Here is a 19,775-nt window from a genome sequence, read left to right as displayed (position 1 = left end):
AAGCAGGATTGCGATTTCGTATTACCAGAAAAGCGGTATGCAGACAACGTTAAGCCGCGGCGAAGGCTGGTGTTGGCGGCTGTTCAGCAGGGGAGTTTTTCCTGCTGGAGACAGCTGATGCCGATATCCGGAGATCGCGTAGTGGTAGGGGACTTCGGCTCCGGCCTGGCGCCCAGTGACGATCAGCATCGCTTGCTTGAGCCGGTGATTCCGCTGCCGAAGCGGGGTGCATGGTCGCGGACCGCTAATATGGCGCATGTTGAAGGGTTTCTTTTTCGGCATGCGAACCGGCTGCTAATGGCGCCGCTTCTCGCCACCTGCGGTCCTTCCGCCGTGGCAACGGTGGACGACTATATGCGCGCCTTCCCGAGGACGAACATGTCGCAATCGATGTACTACCAGCTGCTCGTCATGCTGCGTGAACAGGAAGGACGGGAAGCCGGCCTCATTCCCGCAACCATCTACACCCAAATCGTCAAGACAACGAAAAGGGGAGAGGCAGGGCAATGACGTGGCCAAGAAGGTATGGGGTGCAAACGCCACATCTCCGCTACATCGAGCTTCCTGCTCGGTGTCCTCCCATGTCGCCGACCTCCAGGGTGGCGATAGTGCTGGAGTCGTGCTCGGCCGCATCAACAATGTGTATACCCGGAACATTTATCCGACGTTTCTCATATGGACGGCTTATCCGCCCTTGTCTCGTGCCACAGTAGCCCGATTCTGACCGAACCGGAAGTCGGAATGATTCGGCGCCGAGTTGCTTTGGGCGCGGCTTCGACGGCGGCAAGAAAACCAGGGCGTCAAGATCCAACTCTCCGTGGACAAGTACGGGTTCCCGCTGGTGATTGAACTTTCGCCAGGGCATTGTCACGGGAACTTGGCCGGTGCGCAAAGACTCTGAATTTCGAGAAACCAGGTGGCGCTGGACGTTGAAGGTGTTGTAGGTGGCGGCATGCATGGAGACGAAACGCTGGGCGGAACCCGGCGATTTGAACCTCTGCATCTTGCGCTCGCGTCGGCGGAGCGGCTGGTGGGAGACCTCGGCCCGGTTGTTCCGGCAAACCCCTTGTTCGTGGTCGGCGCCCAGGCCAACCTCCTTGAACGCAGCCCCGTAGGAGCGCAACTTATCGGTCGTCACCCGGGTCGGGGCGAAGCCCTGCTTCCGGAGCAGCTTACGGATGAGCTTACGGGCGGCGGCCCTGTTCCGCCGGCGCTGGACCAGGACCTCCAGCACCTCGCCTTCATCATCGACGGCCCGTCACAGGTACATTTGCCGTCCATTGATCCGCACCACCATCTGATACTGTCGGCCAATTCCTGAGGTGTCCTTCAGCAGGAAAGGGCGGCCTTATGTAGCATCCGCCACCAAGTTGGGAACGATGCCGGCCGGTCGGTGATCGCGACCGATATGGGCAGGCGGCACAATGGAACATAACACGAACAAATAGCGTCGGCGAGGGCTCCGATCCGGTAAACTCATGCAGTTCCCGGCCTGGAGAGCGCCCATGCCCCAACACTTCCTTCTCACCGCCGCCGCCCGGACGATCAGCCTGAAGCAGGTGCTTCGGATGGAGGAGGCGGATGCCTGGACGATGTTCTGCGCGATCCACTGGCCGGAGACGAGGGGCGCGCCGGTCTGTCCGCGGTGCGACTGCCCGACCTGCTGGGCCTGCCCGCGGCCGAACGGGGCGCCGCGGTTCCGCTGCACGGCGTGCCGGCGGGATTTCACGCCGACCTCGGGCACCCTGTTCGCCTTCCACAAGCTGCAGATCCGCGACTATCTGGCGGCGGTCGTGATCTTCTGCGACGAGGTCAAGGGCAAGGCGGCGCTCGCGCTGTCGCGCGATCTCGGCGTGCAGTACAAGACCGCCTTCGTGCTGGCCCACAAGCTCCGCGAGGCGATGGCGCTGGAGGTCGGGGAGCTGCGGCTGGGCGGCGCCGGGCGGCATGTCGAGATCGACGGCTGTCATGTCGGCGGCCACGTCCGGCCCGGGAACCGGAAGGCCGATCGCCGGGACCGGCGCCTGGCGGAGAACCGGAGCGGCAAGCGCCGGGTCGTCGTGGTGATCCGGGAACGCGCGCTGTCCGGCACCAGCCTGGGCGGCACGGTCCCGGCGGTGTTCGACAGCGAGGATGCCGCCGCTAGCTTCATCAAGGCCAGGGTCGATCGCGCCTCGACGGTGCACGCCGACGAGTCTTCGGCCTGGAACGCCCTGCATGCCCGGTTCGACACCCGGCGGATCAACCACTCGGTCGAGTACGCCACCGACGAGGCCTGCACCAACCAGGCGGAGGCTTATTTCGCAAGACTTCGCCGGGGCGAGATGGGGCATCACCATCGCATCTCCGGTGTCTATCTGGTTCGGTACGCGCGGGAGGCTTCCTGGAAGGAAGATCACCGGCGCGACAGCAACGGCCTGCAAGTGCGCACCGTCCTCGTGCTGGTCACCCGCACCGGTCCGTCTGTCGATTTCTGCGGCTATTGGCAACGCAGCCGCCCCGCCGCCTGATCACTCGCGCACCTGCCAGCTGACCAGGACACCGTCCTGGATCCGCTCCACCAGATCGGCGGCCTGCCGGTTCAGGGCATTGCTGACCAGCTTGCGCAGCAGCTCCGCCGTTCGGCCGTCCTGGGGATCGAGCCCCCGGCGCTCCATGATCTGCACGGTGATCTCGCGAACTGACAACGCCGCCGGCGCCGTTCGCAACACCTCGAGGAGCAACCGGGCCAGTTCGCCCGGCTTGAACCAGCTGGTGGGCCGGCGCACCGCCCTTGGAGAGATCGTTGCCGGCTCGAACTCGGGCGCGAACAGCCGCAAGACCGCGTCAACATGCAGCAAATCGGCCCGGTGCTGGCCGATCCGCTTCTCCAGATCGGCGATGCTGCCGGACAACTCGGCCCGCTTGTCCTTCAAAGCGGCAACGACATGCGGTTCGGCCATAACCCGTATCCTCTTGAAAATACAGGGTTATGCTCCTCATGCCGAGGGTGTTCTGCAAGCCGTTCTTGGTGGCGGCAGCTACATAAGACCGCGTTTCCGTCACCGAGTTATCCCAGCAGTTTCCCCTGCGGCTCATCGATCCGCGTATACCGTAGCGGCGCAAGGTCAGCCGGACACAAACGTTCAGTGCCGACGTTCCAGGCGAACCACCGTATTCCTGTTTTCAGCCTCGATGTGGATAGTCAGGCGACCGTCAGCGTCGACGGCCACTCCGTAGTCTATGCGGTCGACGGCCTCCTTCAACTTGGCGAGCGTCGCACCTTTGTAATAACGGTTGGTTGTCTCACCGCCTGTCATTCTCTGGTGCCCAAGCAGCTCCGCGATGCGGACCGATGCCACGTCCTCGTTATGAAGCATGGTATCGATCGTGTGGCGCAGTGAGTGATTGACACGGCCTTCCTGGTGCTGATCGAGATCCTGCAGGTAGGCAACGATCTTCTTGTAGAATTGGCGGCCGAAGCGCTGGCGGACGTCAATGGAAACATTTTCGGTCAGCTGCTTGGCGCGGCTGGCCGTGGTCGGTTGGAAGGAGGGGAACAGCGCCCGTACGCCCTCTCTCCGCAACTGCTCGACGCGGCTGAGAAACCCAGCCTCCAGCAGCAGCCGGTGAATCGGCACCAGCCGTGTCGCGTTCTCCGTCTTGAGCTGCTGGTTGCCCTGCTCATCCTCGGCTATGTGCAGGCACCAGACACCGTCCTTCCGGACGATGTTGCGGACCATGAGCTGGCAGGCTTCCTCCAGGCGCAACGGGTGATGGGTGAGGACGAGCCATGCCCAGTAGAAATCGTCCTGTATGATGTTGGGACCGGGTTCCGCCCGCTCCGCCGCCGATCGGCAGCCTGTCCAGGCCGGTGAAAGCAGGACGGCGCGCACGGCGTCCGGCTGCCAGGATTCGCGCTCATCCTTGGCTTTCTTGCCGGTCAACTTCTTGGCGTAGAAGGCCTTGGCGATGGGATTGTCGCCCGTCGTGTGGCCGGCGCTGGACGCGTAGTCGAAGAACGCCTTGAGACCCGTCAGGTGCTTGTTCGCTGCCTTCATCGACAGGCGCGGGACCCGTGCTTCGCCGACCGCGTACATGCGGTTCGCCGCGGGGGTTTCACCCCGGGCGATGCTCTCGTCGACCCGCTGCCCGACGCTGTCGTCGAGCACATCGGCGATGGCGATGGCCTCACGCAACGGCTTGCCCTTGAACTCGCGGCGCTGGCCGTATTTCGCCGGCAGCTTGCGCAGGTGGTCGCGAAACTCCAGCACATGGTCGAGGCGCACGCCGGCGACCGGCCGGTCGCCGGCGAGTTCAATGAACAGGCCGACCGACTGTCGATAATCGACGATGGTTTCCGGATGGACACGGCCGGTCAGGTGAAGGAGGAAGCCATCGAGCAAGTCGCTGACGCGCAGGCCCCCAGGTGTCATCGGCGTGCTGGGGGTGGTCATCGCGACAGGCTTCTCAGGCACGACGGCGGAGGACTCCGCCAGGGTCGGGGCGGAAGCCGGCATCAGGGATGCCGCGGCAGCCGGTGCGTGCGTTGCCATGGCGGAGACGCCCGACCTCCCGGGCGGCGGTGCGGCGACCGGTGCGCAGAACGGGACGGTCGGCGCCGGCGGCGCGCCGGAACCAAGCAGAGGATCCGACCGGGTCGAAGCCAGCGTCGTGGGGAGCGCGTAGGCCGGGTTGCAAGAAGCGGCTAGCGTCGTCACGGGCGCGGCGGACGGATAGGGCAGCCAGTGAAGGATGTCGTCATCGTAGGCGCCGTCCTCGCGTGCGGCCTCGATCAGGCAGGCCCGTTCCAGGGCGCGCAGCAGGGCGCGGCCGAGCAGGGCGGCATCCTGGGGAGCGCGGTCGGTGAGCAGGGCCGCGGCGGCGGGCCACAGGGTCGGGAGGGCACCGAGGTCGTTGGTGACAAGGGCGCGGCGCAGTGCGGTGCGGCGCGCTCCGTGGGCCGCGGCGGCGGTTCGCGCGTCCTCGGCACTGCGCGGCCCCGCGATCGCGCGCGCGGCCTCGGCCTCGTCGAGCACGCGCTGCAGCGCGGCACGCACGATGCCGTTCACATCCTCGAACGAGAGCGTGAGACCGCTCGCCATCATGATCCCGACCGACTCCACGATCGCGTCGAACGCGACGTCCAGGCGACGCGCCCGCCGCGCCGCCTCGCGGAGATGGGGGCTTCGCGTGGAAATCCGGTAGTCCGGGATCTTTCGAAAACCCGCGAACGCCTTGGGAAGGGTGCGGCGCCAGACGTAGGTGGCGCCGCGGCGGGCGAGATGGGTCAGCGAAGCCATGCCGGTCTCCTGGCCGGGCGCGGCGCCGGGGATCGCTGGCACAGGAAATTGGCACAGGCGATTGGCCGGACCGCGCCGGATGTCGGGACGGCGTGCCAGTCGCGCGGCTCAAAGCCTAGGAGGAAGCAGGATTCTCAAGGAGGTTTGGTTGGGGGACTAGGATTCGAACCTAGGCTGGCGGAGTCAGAGTCCGCTGTCCTACCACTAGACGATCCCCCAACAAGCTCGGGTGCGGCCGTTTCGTTTCGGCGTCGTCCCCTGCTCGGGTGCCGGTGTATAGCAAAGCGGTTCGGCGTGCGAAAGCCCTTTTTTCCAACTTTTTTCGCTCCCGTCGCCGATCAGGAAGATTGTCTTTACCGCTGCCATGCTATGAGGGTTCCGCGTCTCGGCGCCGGATCTTTTTATCGTGAACAGCAGGCAGCGGCGGCTCCATGTTGACATATGCGTACGTCCACCGGGGAGGGGGCGTCATCATGCACCGCGCGACGGTTACCCGGGACCCTGTCGCGGGCGCAAGAATCCGCTACGGAATGCGTCCCGATGATGACGGATGATGACATTCCCCGGGGGACCGCCGAAAGGCGTCCTTTCATCGCGGGGGAGGATTGCGCTACCATGATCAATCCGGGCATTCGGCCCGGTTCGGCCATGTTCAGCCATGGTCGGCCAATCAAGGCGTCCGCGGAGACGGTTGGGGGCAGCGTGAACATCGAGTTGGGCATCGATCGGCAGGGGACGGCGGCGGGCATGCGCCCGGCTCCGTACGCGCGGCCGGTTTTCGCCGCGCTCGATCTCGGCACCAACAATTGCCGATTGCTGGTGGCGAAGCCCCTGGTCGGCGGCGGATTCCGGGTCATAGACGCTTTCTCGCGGATCGTCCGCCTGGGCGAGGGCGTCAGCCGCACGCGCATGCTGTCCGAGGCCGCCATGGAGCGCTCGCTGGCGGCGCTCCGCATCTGCGCCGCGAAGCTGGAGCGGCGCGGCGTCACGGCGGTGCGGGCGGTCGCGACCGAAGCGTGCCGCCGGGCGGAGAACTGCGACGACTTCATCGACCTGGTGGAGCGCGAGACCGGCATCCCGCTCGACATCATCTCGACCCACGAGGAGGCGCGGCTGGCGCTGGCCGGCTGCGCGCCGCTGCTCGACCCCGCCGTGCGCAACGCGCTGGTCTTCGACATCGGCGGCGGCTCGACCGAGTTGATGTGGCTGGAACTGGGCGGCGGCGGGCGGCCGCGCATGATCGACCAGATCTCGGTTCCCCAGGGAGTCGTCGGCCTCACCGAGTCTTACGGCGGCGACCGGGTGTCGGCCTCCACCTATGTCACCATGGTGGACGAGATCGCGGAGGCGCTGGCCGCGTTCGAGGCGCGCAACGGCATCCGCGGTTCGGTGGAGCGCGGCGAGGTCCAGATGCTCGGCACCTCCGGCACCGTCACCACGCTGGCTGGCATCCATCTCGGCCTGCAGCGCTACGAGCGGTCGGTGGTGGACGGCAGCTATCTCCAGATCGACCACGCGCGGGCGGTCAGCCGCCGGCTGCTGGAGCTGGATTTCGCAGGCCGCGCCGCCTATCCCTGCATCGGGCGGGAACGCGCCGACCTGGTCGTGGCCGGCTGCGCCGTGCTGGAGGCAATCTGCGACACCTGGCCGGTCACCCGGCTGCGCATCGCCGACCGCGGCCTGCGCGAGGGCATCCTGGTCGACCTGATCGCCGCCAACGGGGTGTGACTCCGGACCCCAGGGCCGGGCCCGAGGTGAAATTTGCCGGTGCAACCGGCTTGCACTTCCTATATCAGGCACCATGACCAGCAAATCCTCCGGACCGAACACCCCCAGCGGCCGCAATTTCGGCGTGCGGGTGAAGACCGCCAAGAAACGCTCGCTGTCGTCCACCCTGTGGCTTCAGCGCCAGCTCAACGACCCCTATGTCGTGGAGGCGCAGAAGCGCGGCTACCGCAGCCGCGCCGCGTTCAAGCTGCTCCAGCTCGACGACAGGTTCCGCATGCTGGCGCCGGGCAAGCGGGTCGTGGACCTGGGCGCCGCCCCCGGCGGCTGGACCCAGGTGGCGGTGGAGCGGGTCAAGCCTCAGGCCGGCAGGGGCAAGGTCGTCGGCCTGGACATACTGGAGATGGAGCCGATCGAGGGCGCCATCACCTTCCAGTGCGACTTCAACGACGACGACGCGCCCGACCGGCTGAAGGACGCGTTGGACGGGCCGGCCGACATCGTGCTCAGCGACATGGCGGCGCCGACCACCGGCCATCCCCAGACCGACCATATCCGGATCATGGCCCTGGCCGAGTTGGCCTACGATTTCGCCGCCCAGGTGCTGGCGCCCGGCGGCGCCTTCGTCGCCAAGGTGTTCCAGGGCGGCACCGAGCGGGAGCTGCTGGACCGGCTGAAGCGCGATTTCGCGTCGGTCAAGCACGCCAAGCCTCCGGCCAGCCGGGCCGACTCCGCGGAGACCTACGTGGTGGCGACCGGCTTCCGCGGCGCGTCGGCCGACCATCTCCAGGGTCCGGGGGACGACGGGAGCGAATAGGGCGTCCCGTGGACCCGATCTATCCGGACCCGATCTATCTGGACCATATGGCGTCCACGCCGCTTGACCCGGCCGTCTTGGACGAGATGCTGCCCTGGATGTCTCCGGGCGGCGCCGGGAATCCCCATTCCGCCGGCCACCGCGCGGGCTGGCACGCGGCGGAGGCGATCGAGCGGGCGCGGGGCGAGGTCGCGGCGCTGATCGGTGCGCGGCCCGGCGAGATCCTGTTCACCTCGGGCGCCACCGAGGCGAACTGCCTGGCGCTGCTGGGCGGCGTGCCGGAAGGGTGGCCGGTCGCGGCGTCCGCCGTCGAACATCCCGGCGTGCTGGCCTGCGTCGCCGAACTGGCACGGCGGGGGCATACGGTCCGGCTGTTGCCGGTGGACGGGGCCGGGAGGGTCGATCCCGGAGCGCTGGAGGGCAGGGGGCCGGCGCTGGTCTCCGTCATGGCGGCCAACAACGAGGTCGGAACGATCCAGCCCGTCGGCCACCTGGCGCGGCGCTGCCGCGAGGCCGGCGGGCTGTTCCATACCGACGCGGTCCAGCGTCTCGCCACTGGGAAGATCGACGTCGCGGCGCTGGGCATCGATCTGCTCAGCCTGTCCGGGCACAAGCTGTATGGACCGATGGGCATCGGCGCGCTGTTCGTGCGGCAGGGCGTGGCGCTCCGGCCGCTGCTGTTCGGCGGCGGGCAGCAGGGCGGGCGTCGGCCGGGAACGCTGCCGACCGCCCTGTGCGTCGGGCTGGGTGCCGCATGCCGGATCGCTCGGGAACGGCGTGAAGCCGACGCCCTGCGGCTTGCGGGGCTTCGTGAACGGCTGTTCGCGGCGCTGGCGGCCGGCCTGCCGGGGCTTCGGCGCAACGGTCCGGCGGGGGACGGCGGATTGCCCGGTTGCCTCCACGTGACGATTCCCGGCGCCGATGCGGCCGACCGGCTGCTCGACCTGCCCGGCTTGGCGCTATCCACCGGGTCGGCCTGCGCCAGCGGCGAGGGCGGGCCTTCCCATGTGCTGCTCGCCATGGGCCGGTCGGCGGAGGAGGCCTTCGGCAGCATCCGGATCGGGGTGGGGCGCTTCACGACGGAGGACGAGGTCGACCGCGCGGCGGCACTGCTGGTCGAGGCATTCGGTGGCGTGCCGGGCGGGACTCAGCCCCGGGGGTCGTAATCCAGCACGTCGGCCAGCGCGGCGCGCGTCTCGGCCAAGACGAAGTCGGCGAAGGCGCGGGCCTTGGCCGGAAGCAAGGTGCGGTGCGGATAGAGCACGGCGAGGACGGCCGGTTCCGGCGGGAAGTCGGGCAGGACGACGCGCAGCGCGCCGCTGCGCAGATGCCCGGCCACCTCCCACACCGGCTTCATGGCGATTCCCTGGCCGTCCAGCAGCCAGTCCGTCAGCACGTCGCCATAGTCGGCGTCGAAGCTGCCGGTCACCGCCACCTTGGCGGGGCCGTCGGGCGTGTTCAGGCTCCACTGGTACTGCTGGGAACCGGGGAAACGCAGCAGCAGGCAGTTGTGGCCGGCCAGGTCTTCCGGCCGCTCCGGCTCGCCGGCGGCGTCGAGATAGGCCGGGGCGGCGCACAGCACGCGCGGGCAGTCGGCGATCTTGCGCACCACGAAGGCGCTGTCGCGCAGCACCGCCATGCGGATGGCGATGTCCACCGCCTCGTGCAGCAGGTCGATCAGGTGGTCCGACAGCCTCAGCCGCACATCGACCAGCGGATAAGCCTCGCGGAACCGGGGGATCATCGGCCCCAGCACGCGGCGGCCGAACCCCAGCGGGGCGGTCACCCGCAGGCTGCCGGACGGCACGCCGGTCGCGGAGGCCAGGTTGGTCTCGGCCCGCTCGACGGCGTCCAGCACCTCCAGGCAGTCGCGGTAGAAGATGTGGCCGTGCTCGGTCGGCTGGAGCTGGCGGGTCGTGCGGTTGAGCAGGCGCACGCCCAGGTGCTGCTCCAACTGCTGGATGCGGTGGCTGACCACGGCCGGCGACATGCGGAGGCTGCGGCCGGCGGCCGACAGGTTGCCCATGTCCACGACCCGGACGAAGGTCCGCATGTTCTCGAGCAATGACACGCCCGCTACCCTTTCCTGTCCGGGCCCGCCTCAGGGGGACGCCCGATCTTTCCGATTTCTTTGAAGGTCCTGCCGCACGGCCCCGCTTCCCGGCCGGCGCGAACGCGTTTACCGTTCATGCCGCACCGCATCCATCGGCAAGGGCGCGGGCAGGGAACAGCGGAGAGGGCGAGATGGACGCGATCGTTTGGGAATGGGTAAATTTCATGCTGCGGTGGCTCCATGTCATCACGGCGATAGCGTGGATCGGGTCGTCCTTCTACTTCGTGCATCTCGACGCCAGCCTGCGCCGCCGCGACGGCCTGCCCAAGGGCACCCACGGCGAGGCGTGGCAGATCCACGGCGGCGGCTTCTACCACATGGTCAAGTATAACGTCGCCCCGGCGCAAATGCCCGACGAACTGACCTGGTTCAAGTGGGAGGCCTATGCGACCTGGATCAGCGGCTTCTTCCTGCTGGTCGTGCTGTATTACCGCGGCGCCGACCTGTTCCTGACCGACCAGACCGTGATGGAGCTGTCCCAGTGGCAGGCGATCGCGATCAGCGCCGGGTCGCTGGTCCTGGGCTGGGTCGTCTATGACCGGCTGTGCAAGTCGCCGGTGGGCCGCAACGACACGGCGCTGATCCTGACCGGCTTCGCCCTGCTGGTGCTGGCGGCCTGGGGCTTCTCGGAGGTGTTCAGCGGGCGCGGCGCCATGCTTCAGGTCGGCGCGCTGATCGGCACCATGATGGCGGCCAACGTCGCGCACACCATCATCCCCAACCAGAAGAAGGTCGTGGCCGACCTGCTGGCCGGGCGCACGCCCGATCCGGCCCTGGGGAAGGAGGCCAAGCAGCGCTCCATGCACAACAACTACCTGACGCTGCCGGTGCTGTTCCTGATGGTCAGCAACCACTACCCGCTGGCCTTCGGGACCGGCCACATCCCGGAGATCGTCGCCCTGGTGCTGGTGGTCGGCGCCACGATCCGCCACTTCTTCAACAGCCGCCACGCCGGCAAGCCGACGCCGTGGTGGACCTGGGGCGTCGCGGTCGCCGGGGTCGCGGGCATCATCTGGCTGAGCGCGCTGGGTCCCAACGCCGACGCGGTGGCCTCCGCCGCGAACGCGGCCGAGCCGGTCGAGTTCGCCCAGGCCGAGGAGGTGATCCTGACCCGGTGCAGCATGTGCCACGCCGAGATGCCCGCCTGGGAGGGCCTGCCCGCGCCGCCGCGCGGCGTCCGGCTCGACACGCCGGAGGAGATCCGGCGCCATGCCGGGCAGATCCGCCTGCAGGCCGTGTTGTCCGACGCCATGCCGCCGGGCAACATCACCATGATCACGCCGGAGGAGCGGCAGGTGCTGGCTGCCTGGACCAACGGCGCCAGATAGGGTATAGGATTATTTTCATTGATGGGTGGTGAGAGGATGAGGGACATGGCAGGATCGGCGCCGAAGCCGAAGGCTATCCGGGGACGGCTGCTGAGCTTCACCGCCGAACCGTCCGGGCCGGGTGACACGGCGAGCTACCGCCTGATCGGCGACGGGCTGGTGGTGGTCCGGGACGGCAGGATCGCGGAGGTCGGGGAGGCGTCGACTCTGCTTCCCGGCCTGCCTCCGGGAACGCCGGTGGACCATCATCCCGACGGGCTGATCGTTCCCGGCCTGATCGACACCCACATCCATTTCCCGCAGACCCAGGTGATCGCGTCCTACGGCGCGCAGCTTCTGGAATGGCTGAACAAATACACCTTCGTCGAGGAGCAGCGCTTCGCCGACCCCGATCACGCGGCCCGCAATGCCACCTTCTTCCTGGACGAGCTGCTGCGCAACGGCACGACCACGGCGGTGGTCTACGCGACCGTGCATCCCGGTTCGGTCGAAGCCCTCTTCGCGGAGTCGGAGCGGCGCGGGACCGCCATGATCGCCGGCAAGGTGATGATGGACCGCAACGCGCCGCCCGGCCTGCGCGACACGGCGCAGTCCGGCTATGACGAGAGCCGGGCGCTGATCGGCCGCTGGCACGGGCGGGGCCGGCAGCTCTACGCCGTGACCCCGCGCTTCGCGATCACCTCGACCGAGGCGCAGCTGGAGGCGGCCGGGGCGCTGAACCGGGAGTTCTCCGGCGTCTACATGCAGACCCACTTGTCGGAGAACCTGAAGGAGATCGAGACGGTGCGCGGCCTGTTCCCGGACGCCCGCCACTATACCGACGTCTACGACCGCTACAGTCTGCTGGGCGAGCGCTCGCTGTTCGGCCACTGCATCCACCTGGAGGACGACGAGGTCCGCCGTCTGTCGGAGAGCCGGTCGGTCGCGGTGTTCTGCCCGACCTCCAACCTGTTCATCGGGAGCGGGCTGTTCGACCTGCGGCGGCTGGCGCGCGGCCGGGACCCGGTGCGGGTGTCGATCGCGACCGACGTCGGCGGCGGCACCAGCTATTCCATGCTGCGCACGGCGGCGGAGGGCTACAAGGTGCTCCAGCTCGGCGGGCAGAACCTGCCGGCCCTGTCGGCCTTCCACATGATGACGCGCGGGAACGCCCTGAGCCTGGGGCTGGGCGGCACCATCGGCACCATCGAGCCCGGCTGCTTCGCCGACCTGGCGGTGCTGGACGCGCGCGCCACGCCCGCCATGGCGCACCGCATGGAGACGGTGGACGGCGACCTGGAGGAGGAGCTGTTCGTCCTGATGACCCTGGGCGACGACCGTGCGGTCGCCGCGACCTATGTCCAGGGGCGGCGGGCGTGGGACCGCGGGGTGGATCCGGGGACCTGACGAGAGGGCGGCCCGCGCTGCGTCGGACGAACGTGCGACTGGCGGCTGACGGTGCCGGGACGAGTTTCAGTACCGGTAAGAAAGGCGCAGGCTGCCGGTCTGACTGGTATATCCGGACGCGAAGCGCACTCCGTACTCGCCCTTCAGGTCGAATCCGCTGACATGGGCCAGGTCGACTCCGACAGTGACCTTGCCGAGCCGGTCGGCGGAGGTCGTCGTGCTGCGCCACGACGGGGTCCAGGCGGGCGAGCCCACGAAGCGCTGCTCGACCGTCCGCGTTCCGTCCGACAGCACCGTCAGCCCCACCGACAGGAACGACCGGACGCGCATGTCCTCCAGATCGATCCGACCGCCCAGTTCCAGGTTGGGCGAGCCCGAAACGGTCACCTGGTCCGAGGGCAGGGTCTTGATGCCGTGTGCGCCAAGTCCGCTTTCGCTGAAGCCGGGTACATGGGAATAGACCACGTCGATATCCGCATAGGGCTTCAGGTACCAGCCGTCCATCTCCATCTGGTAGGCCGCCCTCAGGCGTCCGCCGACATGCTGGACGCGGGTCGTGGAGGTCGCCTCCGCCGGCCGGCCGTTGATGGACGTGGACCGGCTGTTGTCGTGCCAGCTCATGCCGGCATGCAGCGCCGTGGACAGCGTCCAGTCGTCGATCTCGCGCTTCAGCACCCCGCCCAGGAGAAAACCCTGGCCCTTGCTGGTGGCCTGCCCCGTGTCGTCCTTGCTCCGGCTGAGCGTGTAAGCCCCGGAGAGGCCCAGGATCCAGCCCGGCGCGACCATCTTCTGGCCGCCGAACTGCGCGACTGCCGAGCGGAAGGTGTAGCCGCCGGCATCGACGGTCGCGTCCTGCGTGGTGAAGTGGCCGAGGGTGCGTTGCCAGACGCAGTCGCTCTCGTTCAACTTGGCTCCGGATTCCGCGAAGGTCGGGCAGCTGTGCATGTTGTCCGCGAATTGCTGCGTCTGGGTGACGGCGCCGGCACTGGCCCCCTGGCCGGCTTGGCTGGAAAGGCTGTTCAGCGCCGTGCCCAGCGCGGCGCCGCTGGTGACGCCGGCCAGGCTGTCGTAGAGCGCGGCCGATGCCGGATCAGTGGCATTGCCGCTCCACAGCGACTGGATGTGCTGGGCGACCTGGGTCTGCTTGGGATTGAGATTGGCGGATGCCGGCAGGAAGTTGGCGTCGAGCCCGACCGAAAGGCTGCTGGCTGCCGGTACAAGGGAAAAGGAATAGACCGCCTGGCCGGATAAAACCTGCGCGGCCGAGGCGTCCACCGTGCCCCCGGTGCTCTGGAGCACCATGAACGACTTTCCGGGCAGCGGATCGGTGACGACCGGGGCGATGGTGCCGGCGACGGCCGCGTTCCCGGAAACGACCAGCAGGTCGCCGGCGCCGGTGGTGGCATCGATGTCCGGGGCATAGATGCCCCCGCCGGTCTGGGCGAACGTCCCGTTCACCGCGGTAATGGCGATGGCGCCGGCTCCGCCCGGATTGAGGATGCCGGCGTTGGTCAGCGCGCCGCCCCCGAGATCGACGATGGCGCCGGCATTGAAGGTTCCGTAGTTGCCCAGGGCGTTGCCGCCGCCGCCGAGCAAAAGGCTGCCCGACAAGGTGCCGTTGTTGGTGACCGCCTCGGAACCGAGCGAGCCCATGATGGCCGTGCCCGACAACGCGCTGACCGCGCCTCCCCTGGCGATGGTGACCGTGTTGAGGTTGCCGCCGTCGATTTGGATCGCCGCGCCGGTACCGCTGCCGCCGGACAGGGTGCCCGAAGCGGTGATCGAGATGTTTCCGTTCGAGGACTGCGGTGAAATGATGGCGCCGCTGGTCCCCTGCGTGCCGCTCTGGGCGTAGACGCCCACCGAGTTGGCTCCGGTCGCCGAGATGATGCCGGAAAGATCGAGCGTGATGCTGCCGGGAAGGCTCGTCGAGGCGTTCGAACCGGCTCGCCCCGCATTGCCCGATGCGTTTGGAATGACGATGCCGTTGGACGAGCCGACCGCGCCGCCGCCGCCGTCGAGGCTCTGGGCGAAGATGCCGTGGGCGTTGGAGCCGGTCGTCGTGATGCTGGTGCCCGATGCCGTCGTGACGGTCACCGCACCGCCGACGCCGTCGGACACGCTGCCGTTCGACAGGAAGGTCTGGAAATCGGTGCCGCTCGCCGCGAAGGCGCCGGTATAGCCGCCGCCGCCGCCGATACTCTGGGCGAAGATGCCGACCGACCCGATGCCCGTGGTCGCGATCGAACCGCCGGTGAGGGTGGCCGCGGTGTTGCCGCCGTCGCCGGATCCGCCGCCCAGGGTCCCGCTCACCGCCAGGCTCATGTCGAGTCCCGCGCCGTCGGCCGCCAGGCCGCCCCCGCCCCCGAGCGACTGCGCGACAATGCCGAAGGCGTTGTCGCCGGACGTGGAGATCAGCCCGGACGCGTTGACGATCGCCGGACCGCCGTCGCCGCTCGCCGAGGATGAACCGCCGAGGTTGAGAGCGACCGTGCCCGAGGCGCTGGACAACGCCTGCTGGTAGGCGGTCGCCACGTCGGACAGGTTGGACACCTGCGAGGCCAGATCCTGAAGAATAGCCTGGACATCCGGGTCGTCCGACGGGGAGGTCGTGCCGCCCGGATTGAGCAGCGCCAGACCGCCGCCCGCGCCGAGCGACTGCGCGACGATGCCGTGCGATTCCGAACCGGACGTCATGATCGAGCCGGCATTCGTGACCGTCACGGTGTCGCCTTGGCCGGAGGGATTGCCGGAGGTGCCGCTGGAGCCGCCCAGGGTCAGCATGGCGTTCAGCGAGAAGATCGAGTCGTTGAGGCCGAGGGCACCCAGGCCGCCGCCGCCGCCGCCGCTCTGCGCGGCAATGCCGAAGGCGGCATCGCCCGCCGTGGTGATCTGCCCGTTGTTGGTGACCGTCACCGTGTTCCCATCGCCGGAAGCGCCGCCGGACCCGCCGACGGCGACACCGGTGTTGATGACGTTGCCGCCCGCGATCGTTGCCGCGCCGCCGTTGCCGCCGCCGCCGCCGACCGACTGTGCGAAGATCCCGAAGGCTACGTCACCGCCCGTCGCGATCACCGCGCCGTTCGTGGTTTCGACCACGCCGCCGTCGCCGCTCAGGCCGCCGTTGCCGCCGATCGCGACGCTGGCCGAGATCGATGGCGTCCAGTTCGGGGTGGTGGATTTTTCGAGCTTGCTGACCAGGCTCGGCCCATATTTCGAACTTACCGCGTTCAATAGGGTCGAGATCTGCTTCGACAGGGACTGGGCGAGGATCTTGGCCTCGTTCACGCCGACATACTTCAGGACGCTTTCGATCTGCAGGCCGCCGGAGTCGGCCGAGGCCGTTCCCCCGCTTCCGCCGCCGCCGCCGATGGACTGGGCATGGATGCCGTGGGCGCCGTCCGCGGCCGTGGCGATCGCGCCACCGCTGTTCGTGAGGGTGACGGTGCCGCCGTCGCCACCGGTACCTCCGGTGCCCCCCACCGCGACGTTGACGGTGAATTTGGTGGCTCCGGAACTGTTTCCACTCGCCGCGATACCGCCGCCGCCGCCGATGCTCTGGGCGAAGACGCCGCGGGAATCGACGCCGTAGGTGCTGATGTTCGCCGAGTTCGTGACGACGATGTCGCCCCCGGTATTGCCCGATCCGCCGCCGCCGCCGACCGAAACGTTGGCCGACAGGGCAGTGCCGAAGGATACCGGGATGTATTTGAGGTCGTTGGAGAAAGGCAGGCTGGTCGATGATTGGGCGGTGCCGGTGCCGCCGTTGCCGCCGCCGCCGCCGACGCTCAGCGCATAGACCGCGTCGGCGGCGAAGCCGGCCGTGAACAGGTTTCCGGTGTTGGCGACGGTGATCGCGCCGCCGGTTCCGCCGCTGCCGCCGGTTCCGCCGACGCTGGCGCCGACGCTGATCTCGGGCGCGGTGCCGAAGGTGTAGGTCTGGGTGGCGGCGTTCGCGCCGTCGCCGCCGCCGCCGCCGATGCTGTAGGCGGCGATCGCCATGGACTGATCGCCGGCCGTCGCGACCGTGCCTCCGTTGGTGACGGCGATGGTGCCGCCGTCGCCGCCCGTTCCGCCCGTTCCGCCGATGGCGACCGCGACCGAGATGCTCGGAATATCGCCGTAGCCGGCGCTGTAGGAGGTCGAGCTCGCGCCGCCGCCGGCGCCGCCGCCCCCGCCGACGCTGAGCGCCTCCATGCCGTAGGCGTTGAGGCCGAGGGTGGTCAGCGCCCCGTTGTTGGTGAGGGTGATGTCGCCCGCGCCGCCGCCGTTGCCGGCAGTGCCCCCGATCGAGACGGAGACGCTGGGAATGGCGAAGGAGCCTGAATAGCTGGCGACGGTGCCGCCGTTGCCGCCGCCGCCGCCGATGCTTTCCCCGAAGATGCCGGCGGCGGTGTCGCCGCTGGTGAGGATGGTGCCGGCATTGGTCAGGACGACGGCATTGCCGTCGCCGCCGCCGCTGGCGTTGCCGCCGGTCGAGATGGTGATCAGGCCGCCGGCGCTGGTGTTGCCGCCGTTGGCCCCGCCGCCGCCGACGGAAACGCCGAAGATGCCGTAGGATTCGTCGCCGGAGGTGTTGATCGTCCCGTTGTTGACGCCCAGGACGTCCCCGGCGGTGCCGCCGCTTCCGGCATTGCCGCCGGTGGTGTAGACCAAGCCGTTCGCGCCGCCCCCGGTGCCGCCGGTGCCGCCCCAGCTTTCCACGTCGATGCCGGAAGACTGGGTGCCGGAGGTGGAGATCGATCCGTTGTTGGTCGCGGCGGCGATATAGGGATCGATGCTATAGTTCCAGGAAACGTTGGAGCCGCCGATGCCCCCGCTGCCGCCGTCGGCATTCACCCATTCGTTCGAAACTCCGCCGTCGCCGCCGTTGCCGCCGAAGCTGGCGACGTAGAGTCCGTCCGAGTTCGTGCCCGACGTGGTGATCGTCGATGCCGAAACGGCACCCACGATGCCGCCGGTGCCGCCGTCGCCGCCGTTGCCGGCCGAGCCGTCGCTGCCGTTGGCGACCCCGCTCTGGTCCGCGCCGTCGCCCCCGGCACCTCCCGAACTGTAGACGGAGACGCCGGGCGAATTGCTTCCGCTGGTCGTGATCGTGGTCCCGCCATAGGTGGTCACGTTGGCGCCCGCACCATAGCCGCCGGCACCGCCGGAGCCTTTCCCGGTGTTGAAGGTCGAGGGCAGGCTGCCGTCGCCGCCGGCTCCGCCGGTCCCGCTGGCGGCGACGCCGGGCGAACCGGAACCGGACGTGGTCACCGACGCCTGGGCTCCCTGCGACGTGCCGAAGGTGACCGCGGCGTAATAGCCCGCTCCCCCGGCGCCGCCGGTCTGGCCGTTGCCGCTGCTGGTGGTGCCGCCGGCCCCGCCATTGCTGAACGCGATGATCCCGGCGGCATTGGAACCGCTCGTCGTGACGCTGCCGACCGCATTGATGAGCACGGTGCCGCCGGAGCCGCCGTTGCCGCTGTTTCCAGGGGTGGTCATGCCGGTGCCGCCGGCCCCGCCGGCCCCGCCGTTGGCGTCGGCGTAGACGCCGAAGGAATTCGCGCCCGTGGCGGTGATGGAGGAGCCGGCGTTGATGCTGATGGTGGAGGAGCCGCCGGCCCCGCCATTGCCGCCGTTGCCGCCGAAGCCGGTCTCCCCTTCGAAGTCACTGGTCCCCCCGGCCCCGCCCGCCCCGCCGGCGGAGGTGATGCCGACCCCGTAGGACCATGTCCCCGCAGTCGAAGCGGTGCCGGAATTCTGCGCCGTCACGGTGCCGCCGTTGCCGCCGTCGCCGGCCGCCGATCCCTGGTTACCGTTGGAGGCGCCGGTCCCGCCTGCCGCTCCGACCGCGGTCGCCCAAATGCCGCCCGACGTATCGCCGGTAACGGTAAGGGATCCGGCGTTGGAGGCTTGGGTCGTGCCACCGTTTCCGCCGCTGCCGGCGTTCCCGGAGGAGTCGAGATTCCCGCTGCCGATGCCGTCGGCCCCGGCACCGCCATCGGCCTGTATGACGAGAGCTGCGGAGTAACTGCCCGATGTCGATATCGTCGCGCCGGCATTGTTCGTTCCCGTCGCCGAACCGCCGTTTCCACCGGCGCCGCTGTTTCCGGCACTGGAGAAATCACCGGCCCCACCGCCGGCGCCGCCGGCTCCACCCGCGGCGTGGACAAAGATGCCGGCGGCATAATCGACCACCGTGGTAATCTGACCGCCGTTGGTCCCGGAAGCGGTGCCGCCATCGCCGCCGGCACCGCCGGCCTGCCCGCCGTTCAGGCCTGACCCGTTTCCCGACGCGCCGCCCGCACCGCCATCCACCAGCGCATTCAGGGCGGCCCGACTGGCGGTGGCGGAAATGTTCGGAATCGACACAACGCCGTCGTTGGTCGCCGTTGCCGTGCCGCCCTGGCCTCCGGCGCCGCCCGCGGATGGACCGTTGAAGAAATGCCCGCCGTCCTCACCGGCGGGGGCGCCGGTGCCGCCCGCACCGCCGTAGGAGACGGCATAAAGGGCAAAGGCCGACGTGCTGCCGGCGGGATTGGTGATGAGGGCCGTGCCACCGGTCGAGCCGGTGCCGCCGGCATCATCGTTGTCGTCGCTGTCCCAACCGGCGCCGCCGCTGGTGTCGATCGTGGTCCAGCTCTGATTGTCGGTAAGGCACGTGACGGGCGTCCCGCTGTTCACGCAACCGACCGATTGCGCCAGGACCGGCGAGGGCGCGACCAGTTCCCCGATGGCGAAACCGACTGCTACATGGAGGGTAAGCGCGGAAGGTAGCTTGGCGTCGATCACCTGAAACTCTCCATCGCAGAATATGCCGATTATGCTTCTTGGAATTGTACTGAATAATAGTAGTATTATCTTGAGGATATAAAATGCGGGCTTCCGGTCAATAAAATTGAGCGTGAGGACGGGATGGACGTCCAGGGCCACGAGCCCGACGCCGAGCAGGGCGTTGCTGCGCAGGATGAGGGACATCAGGGTGGCGGGCAGGTCGGGCCGCCTGCACGGTCACGAGAGTCGTGCTGGCGACGGAGCCGACTGCACCGATCCAGCGCTCGGACAGCAACGGCTTCGAGGGATGCCCTTGGGCAGCCGGCCGTGGAGCTGCTGGACTGACCGGATCGCCGGGGCGGCGGGGG

General features: G+C 68.6%; 11 protein-coding genes, 1 tRNA gene and 1 pseudogene. 7 read left to right on the top strand and 6 right to left on the bottom strand.

The window, feature by feature from the left end; all coding sequences use genetic code 11:
- Positions 1-117: 117 nt before the first annotated feature.
- Complete coding sequence (locus tag JL100_RS14965; RefSeq protein ID WP_202680469.1) at positions 118-510, top strand: hypothetical protein; 393 nt, start codon at positions 118-120, stop codon at positions 508-510.
- Positions 511-853: 343 nt separating this feature from the next.
- Here the strand turns inward: JL100_RS14965 and JL100_RS14960 are convergent.
- A pseudogene (locus JL100_RS14960) lies at positions 854-1,300 on the bottom strand (IS6 family transposase); the annotation flags it as partial.
- 205 nt (positions 1,301-1,505) lie between these two features.
- Here JL100_RS14960 and JL100_RS14955 point away from each other — a divergent pair.
- Positions 1,506-2,510, top strand: coding sequence for an IS1595 family transposase (locus JL100_RS14955; RefSeq protein WP_202680467.1), 1,005 nt, complete (start codon positions 1,506-1,508; stop codon positions 2,508-2,510).
- Here the strand turns inward: JL100_RS14955 and JL100_RS14950 are convergent, their stop codons facing one another.
- The 3 genes from JL100_RS14950 to JL100_RS14940 form a co-directional block, all read right to left on the bottom strand.
- Positions 2,511-2,942, bottom strand: coding sequence for a hypothetical protein (locus JL100_RS14950; protein ID WP_202680466.1), 432 nt, complete (start codon positions 2,940-2,942; stop codon positions 2,511-2,513). It lies immediately after the preceding gene.
- A gap of 183 nt (positions 2,943-3,125) precedes the next feature.
- Positions 3,126-5,282, bottom strand: coding sequence for a tyrosine-type recombinase/integrase (locus JL100_RS14945; protein ID WP_202680465.1), 2,157 nt, complete (start codon positions 5,280-5,282; stop codon positions 3,126-3,128).
- Positions 5,283-5,427: 145 nt separating this feature from the next.
- Positions 5,428-5,501 (bottom strand) — tRNA-Gln (locus tag JL100_RS14940).
- 483 nt (positions 5,502-5,984) lie between these two features.
- Between JL100_RS14940 and JL100_RS14935 the strand changes: the two genes are divergently transcribed.
- From JL100_RS14935 to JL100_RS14925, 3 genes are all read left to right on the top strand, one after another.
- Positions 5,985-7,010: a Ppx/GppA phosphatase family protein gene (locus tag JL100_RS14935; RefSeq protein WP_228420722.1), complete on the top strand. Its 1,026-nt coding sequence runs from the start codon at positions 5,985-5,987 to the stop codon at positions 7,008-7,010.
- Positions 7,011-7,083: 73 nt separating this feature from the next.
- The gene (locus JL100_RS14930) at positions 7,084-7,824 is read left to right on the top strand and encodes an RlmE family RNA methyltransferase (RefSeq protein WP_202680464.1); all 741 of its coding nucleotides are present in this window, start codon (positions 7,084-7,086) and stop codon (positions 7,822-7,824) included.
- 8 nt (positions 7,825-7,832) lie between these two features.
- The gene (locus JL100_RS14925; protein ID WP_228420721.1) at positions 7,833-8,990 is read left to right on the top strand and encodes a cysteine desulfurase family protein; all 1,158 of its coding nucleotides are present in this window, start codon (positions 7,833-7,835) and stop codon (positions 8,988-8,990) included.
- Here the strand turns inward: JL100_RS14925 and JL100_RS14920 are convergent.
- Positions 8,972-9,895, bottom strand: a complete 924-nt coding sequence (locus JL100_RS14920; protein ID WP_202680463.1) for a LysR family transcriptional regulator — start codon at positions 9,893-9,895, stop codon at positions 8,972-8,974. The two genes, JL100_RS14925 and JL100_RS14920, sit on opposite strands and share 19 nt — an antisense overlap.
- 173 nt (positions 9,896-10,068) lie before the next feature.
- Between JL100_RS14920 and JL100_RS14915 the strand changes: the two genes are divergently transcribed.
- Both JL100_RS14915 and guaD read left to right on the top strand, forming a co-directional pair.
- Complete coding sequence (locus JL100_RS14915) at positions 10,069-11,265, top strand: urate hydroxylase PuuD (RefSeq protein WP_202680462.1); 1,197 nt, start codon at positions 10,069-10,071, stop codon at positions 11,263-11,265.
- A gap of 45 nt (positions 11,266-11,310) precedes the next feature.
- The gene (gene guaD / locus JL100_RS14910; RefSeq protein ID WP_323378190.1) at positions 11,311-12,651 is read left to right on the top strand and encodes a guanine deaminase; all 1,341 of its coding nucleotides are present in this window, start codon (positions 11,311-11,313) and stop codon (positions 12,649-12,651) included.
- A 66-nt stretch (positions 12,652-12,717) separates the two neighbouring features.
- Here the strand turns inward: guaD and JL100_RS14905 are convergent, their stop codons facing one another.
- The gene (locus JL100_RS14905; protein WP_202680460.1) at positions 12,718-19,425 is read right to left on the bottom strand and encodes an autotransporter outer membrane beta-barrel domain-containing protein; all 6,708 of its coding nucleotides are present in this window, start codon (positions 19,423-19,425) and stop codon (positions 12,718-12,720) included.
- Positions 19,426-19,775 lie beyond the last annotated feature (350 nt).

Origin of the sequence: Skermanella mucosa (assembly GCF_016765655.2) — a bacterium.
Classification (GTDB): domain Bacteria; phylum Pseudomonadota; class Alphaproteobacteria; order Azospirillales; family Azospirillaceae; genus Skermanella; species Skermanella mucosa.
The sequence above is the reverse complement of the archived record's forward strand: the minus strand, read 5'-3'. Positions and strand labels throughout refer to the sequence as shown.

What these genes read in the sequence shown, in the direction of transcription:
- JL100_RS14965 (WP_202680469.1), top strand. Translation starts at nt 118, where the DNA reads ATGCCGATATCCGGAGATCGCGTAGTGGTAGGGGACTTCGGCTCCGGC.
- JL100_RS14955 (WP_202680467.1), top strand. Translation starts at nt 1,506, where the DNA reads ATGCCCCAACACTTCCTTCTCACCGCCGCCGCCCGGACGATCAGCCTG.
- JL100_RS14950 (WP_202680466.1), bottom strand. Translation starts at nt 2,942, where the DNA reads ATGGCCGAACCGCATGTCGTTGCCGCTTTGAAGGACAAGCGGGCCGAG.
- JL100_RS14945 (WP_202680465.1), bottom strand. Translation starts at nt 5,282, where the DNA reads ATGGCTTCGCTGACCCATCTCGCCCGCCGCGGCGCCACCTACGTCTGG.
- JL100_RS14930 (WP_202680464.1), top strand. Translation starts at nt 7,084, where the DNA reads ATGACCAGCAAATCCTCCGGACCGAACACCCCCAGCGGCCGCAATTTC.
- JL100_RS14915 (WP_202680462.1), top strand. Translation starts at nt 10,069, where the DNA reads ATGGACGCGATCGTTTGGGAATGGGTAAATTTCATGCTGCGGTGGCTC.
- guaD (WP_323378190.1), top strand. Translation starts at nt 11,311, where the DNA reads ATGGCAGGATCGGCGCCGAAGCCGAAGGCTATCCGGGGACGGCTGCTG.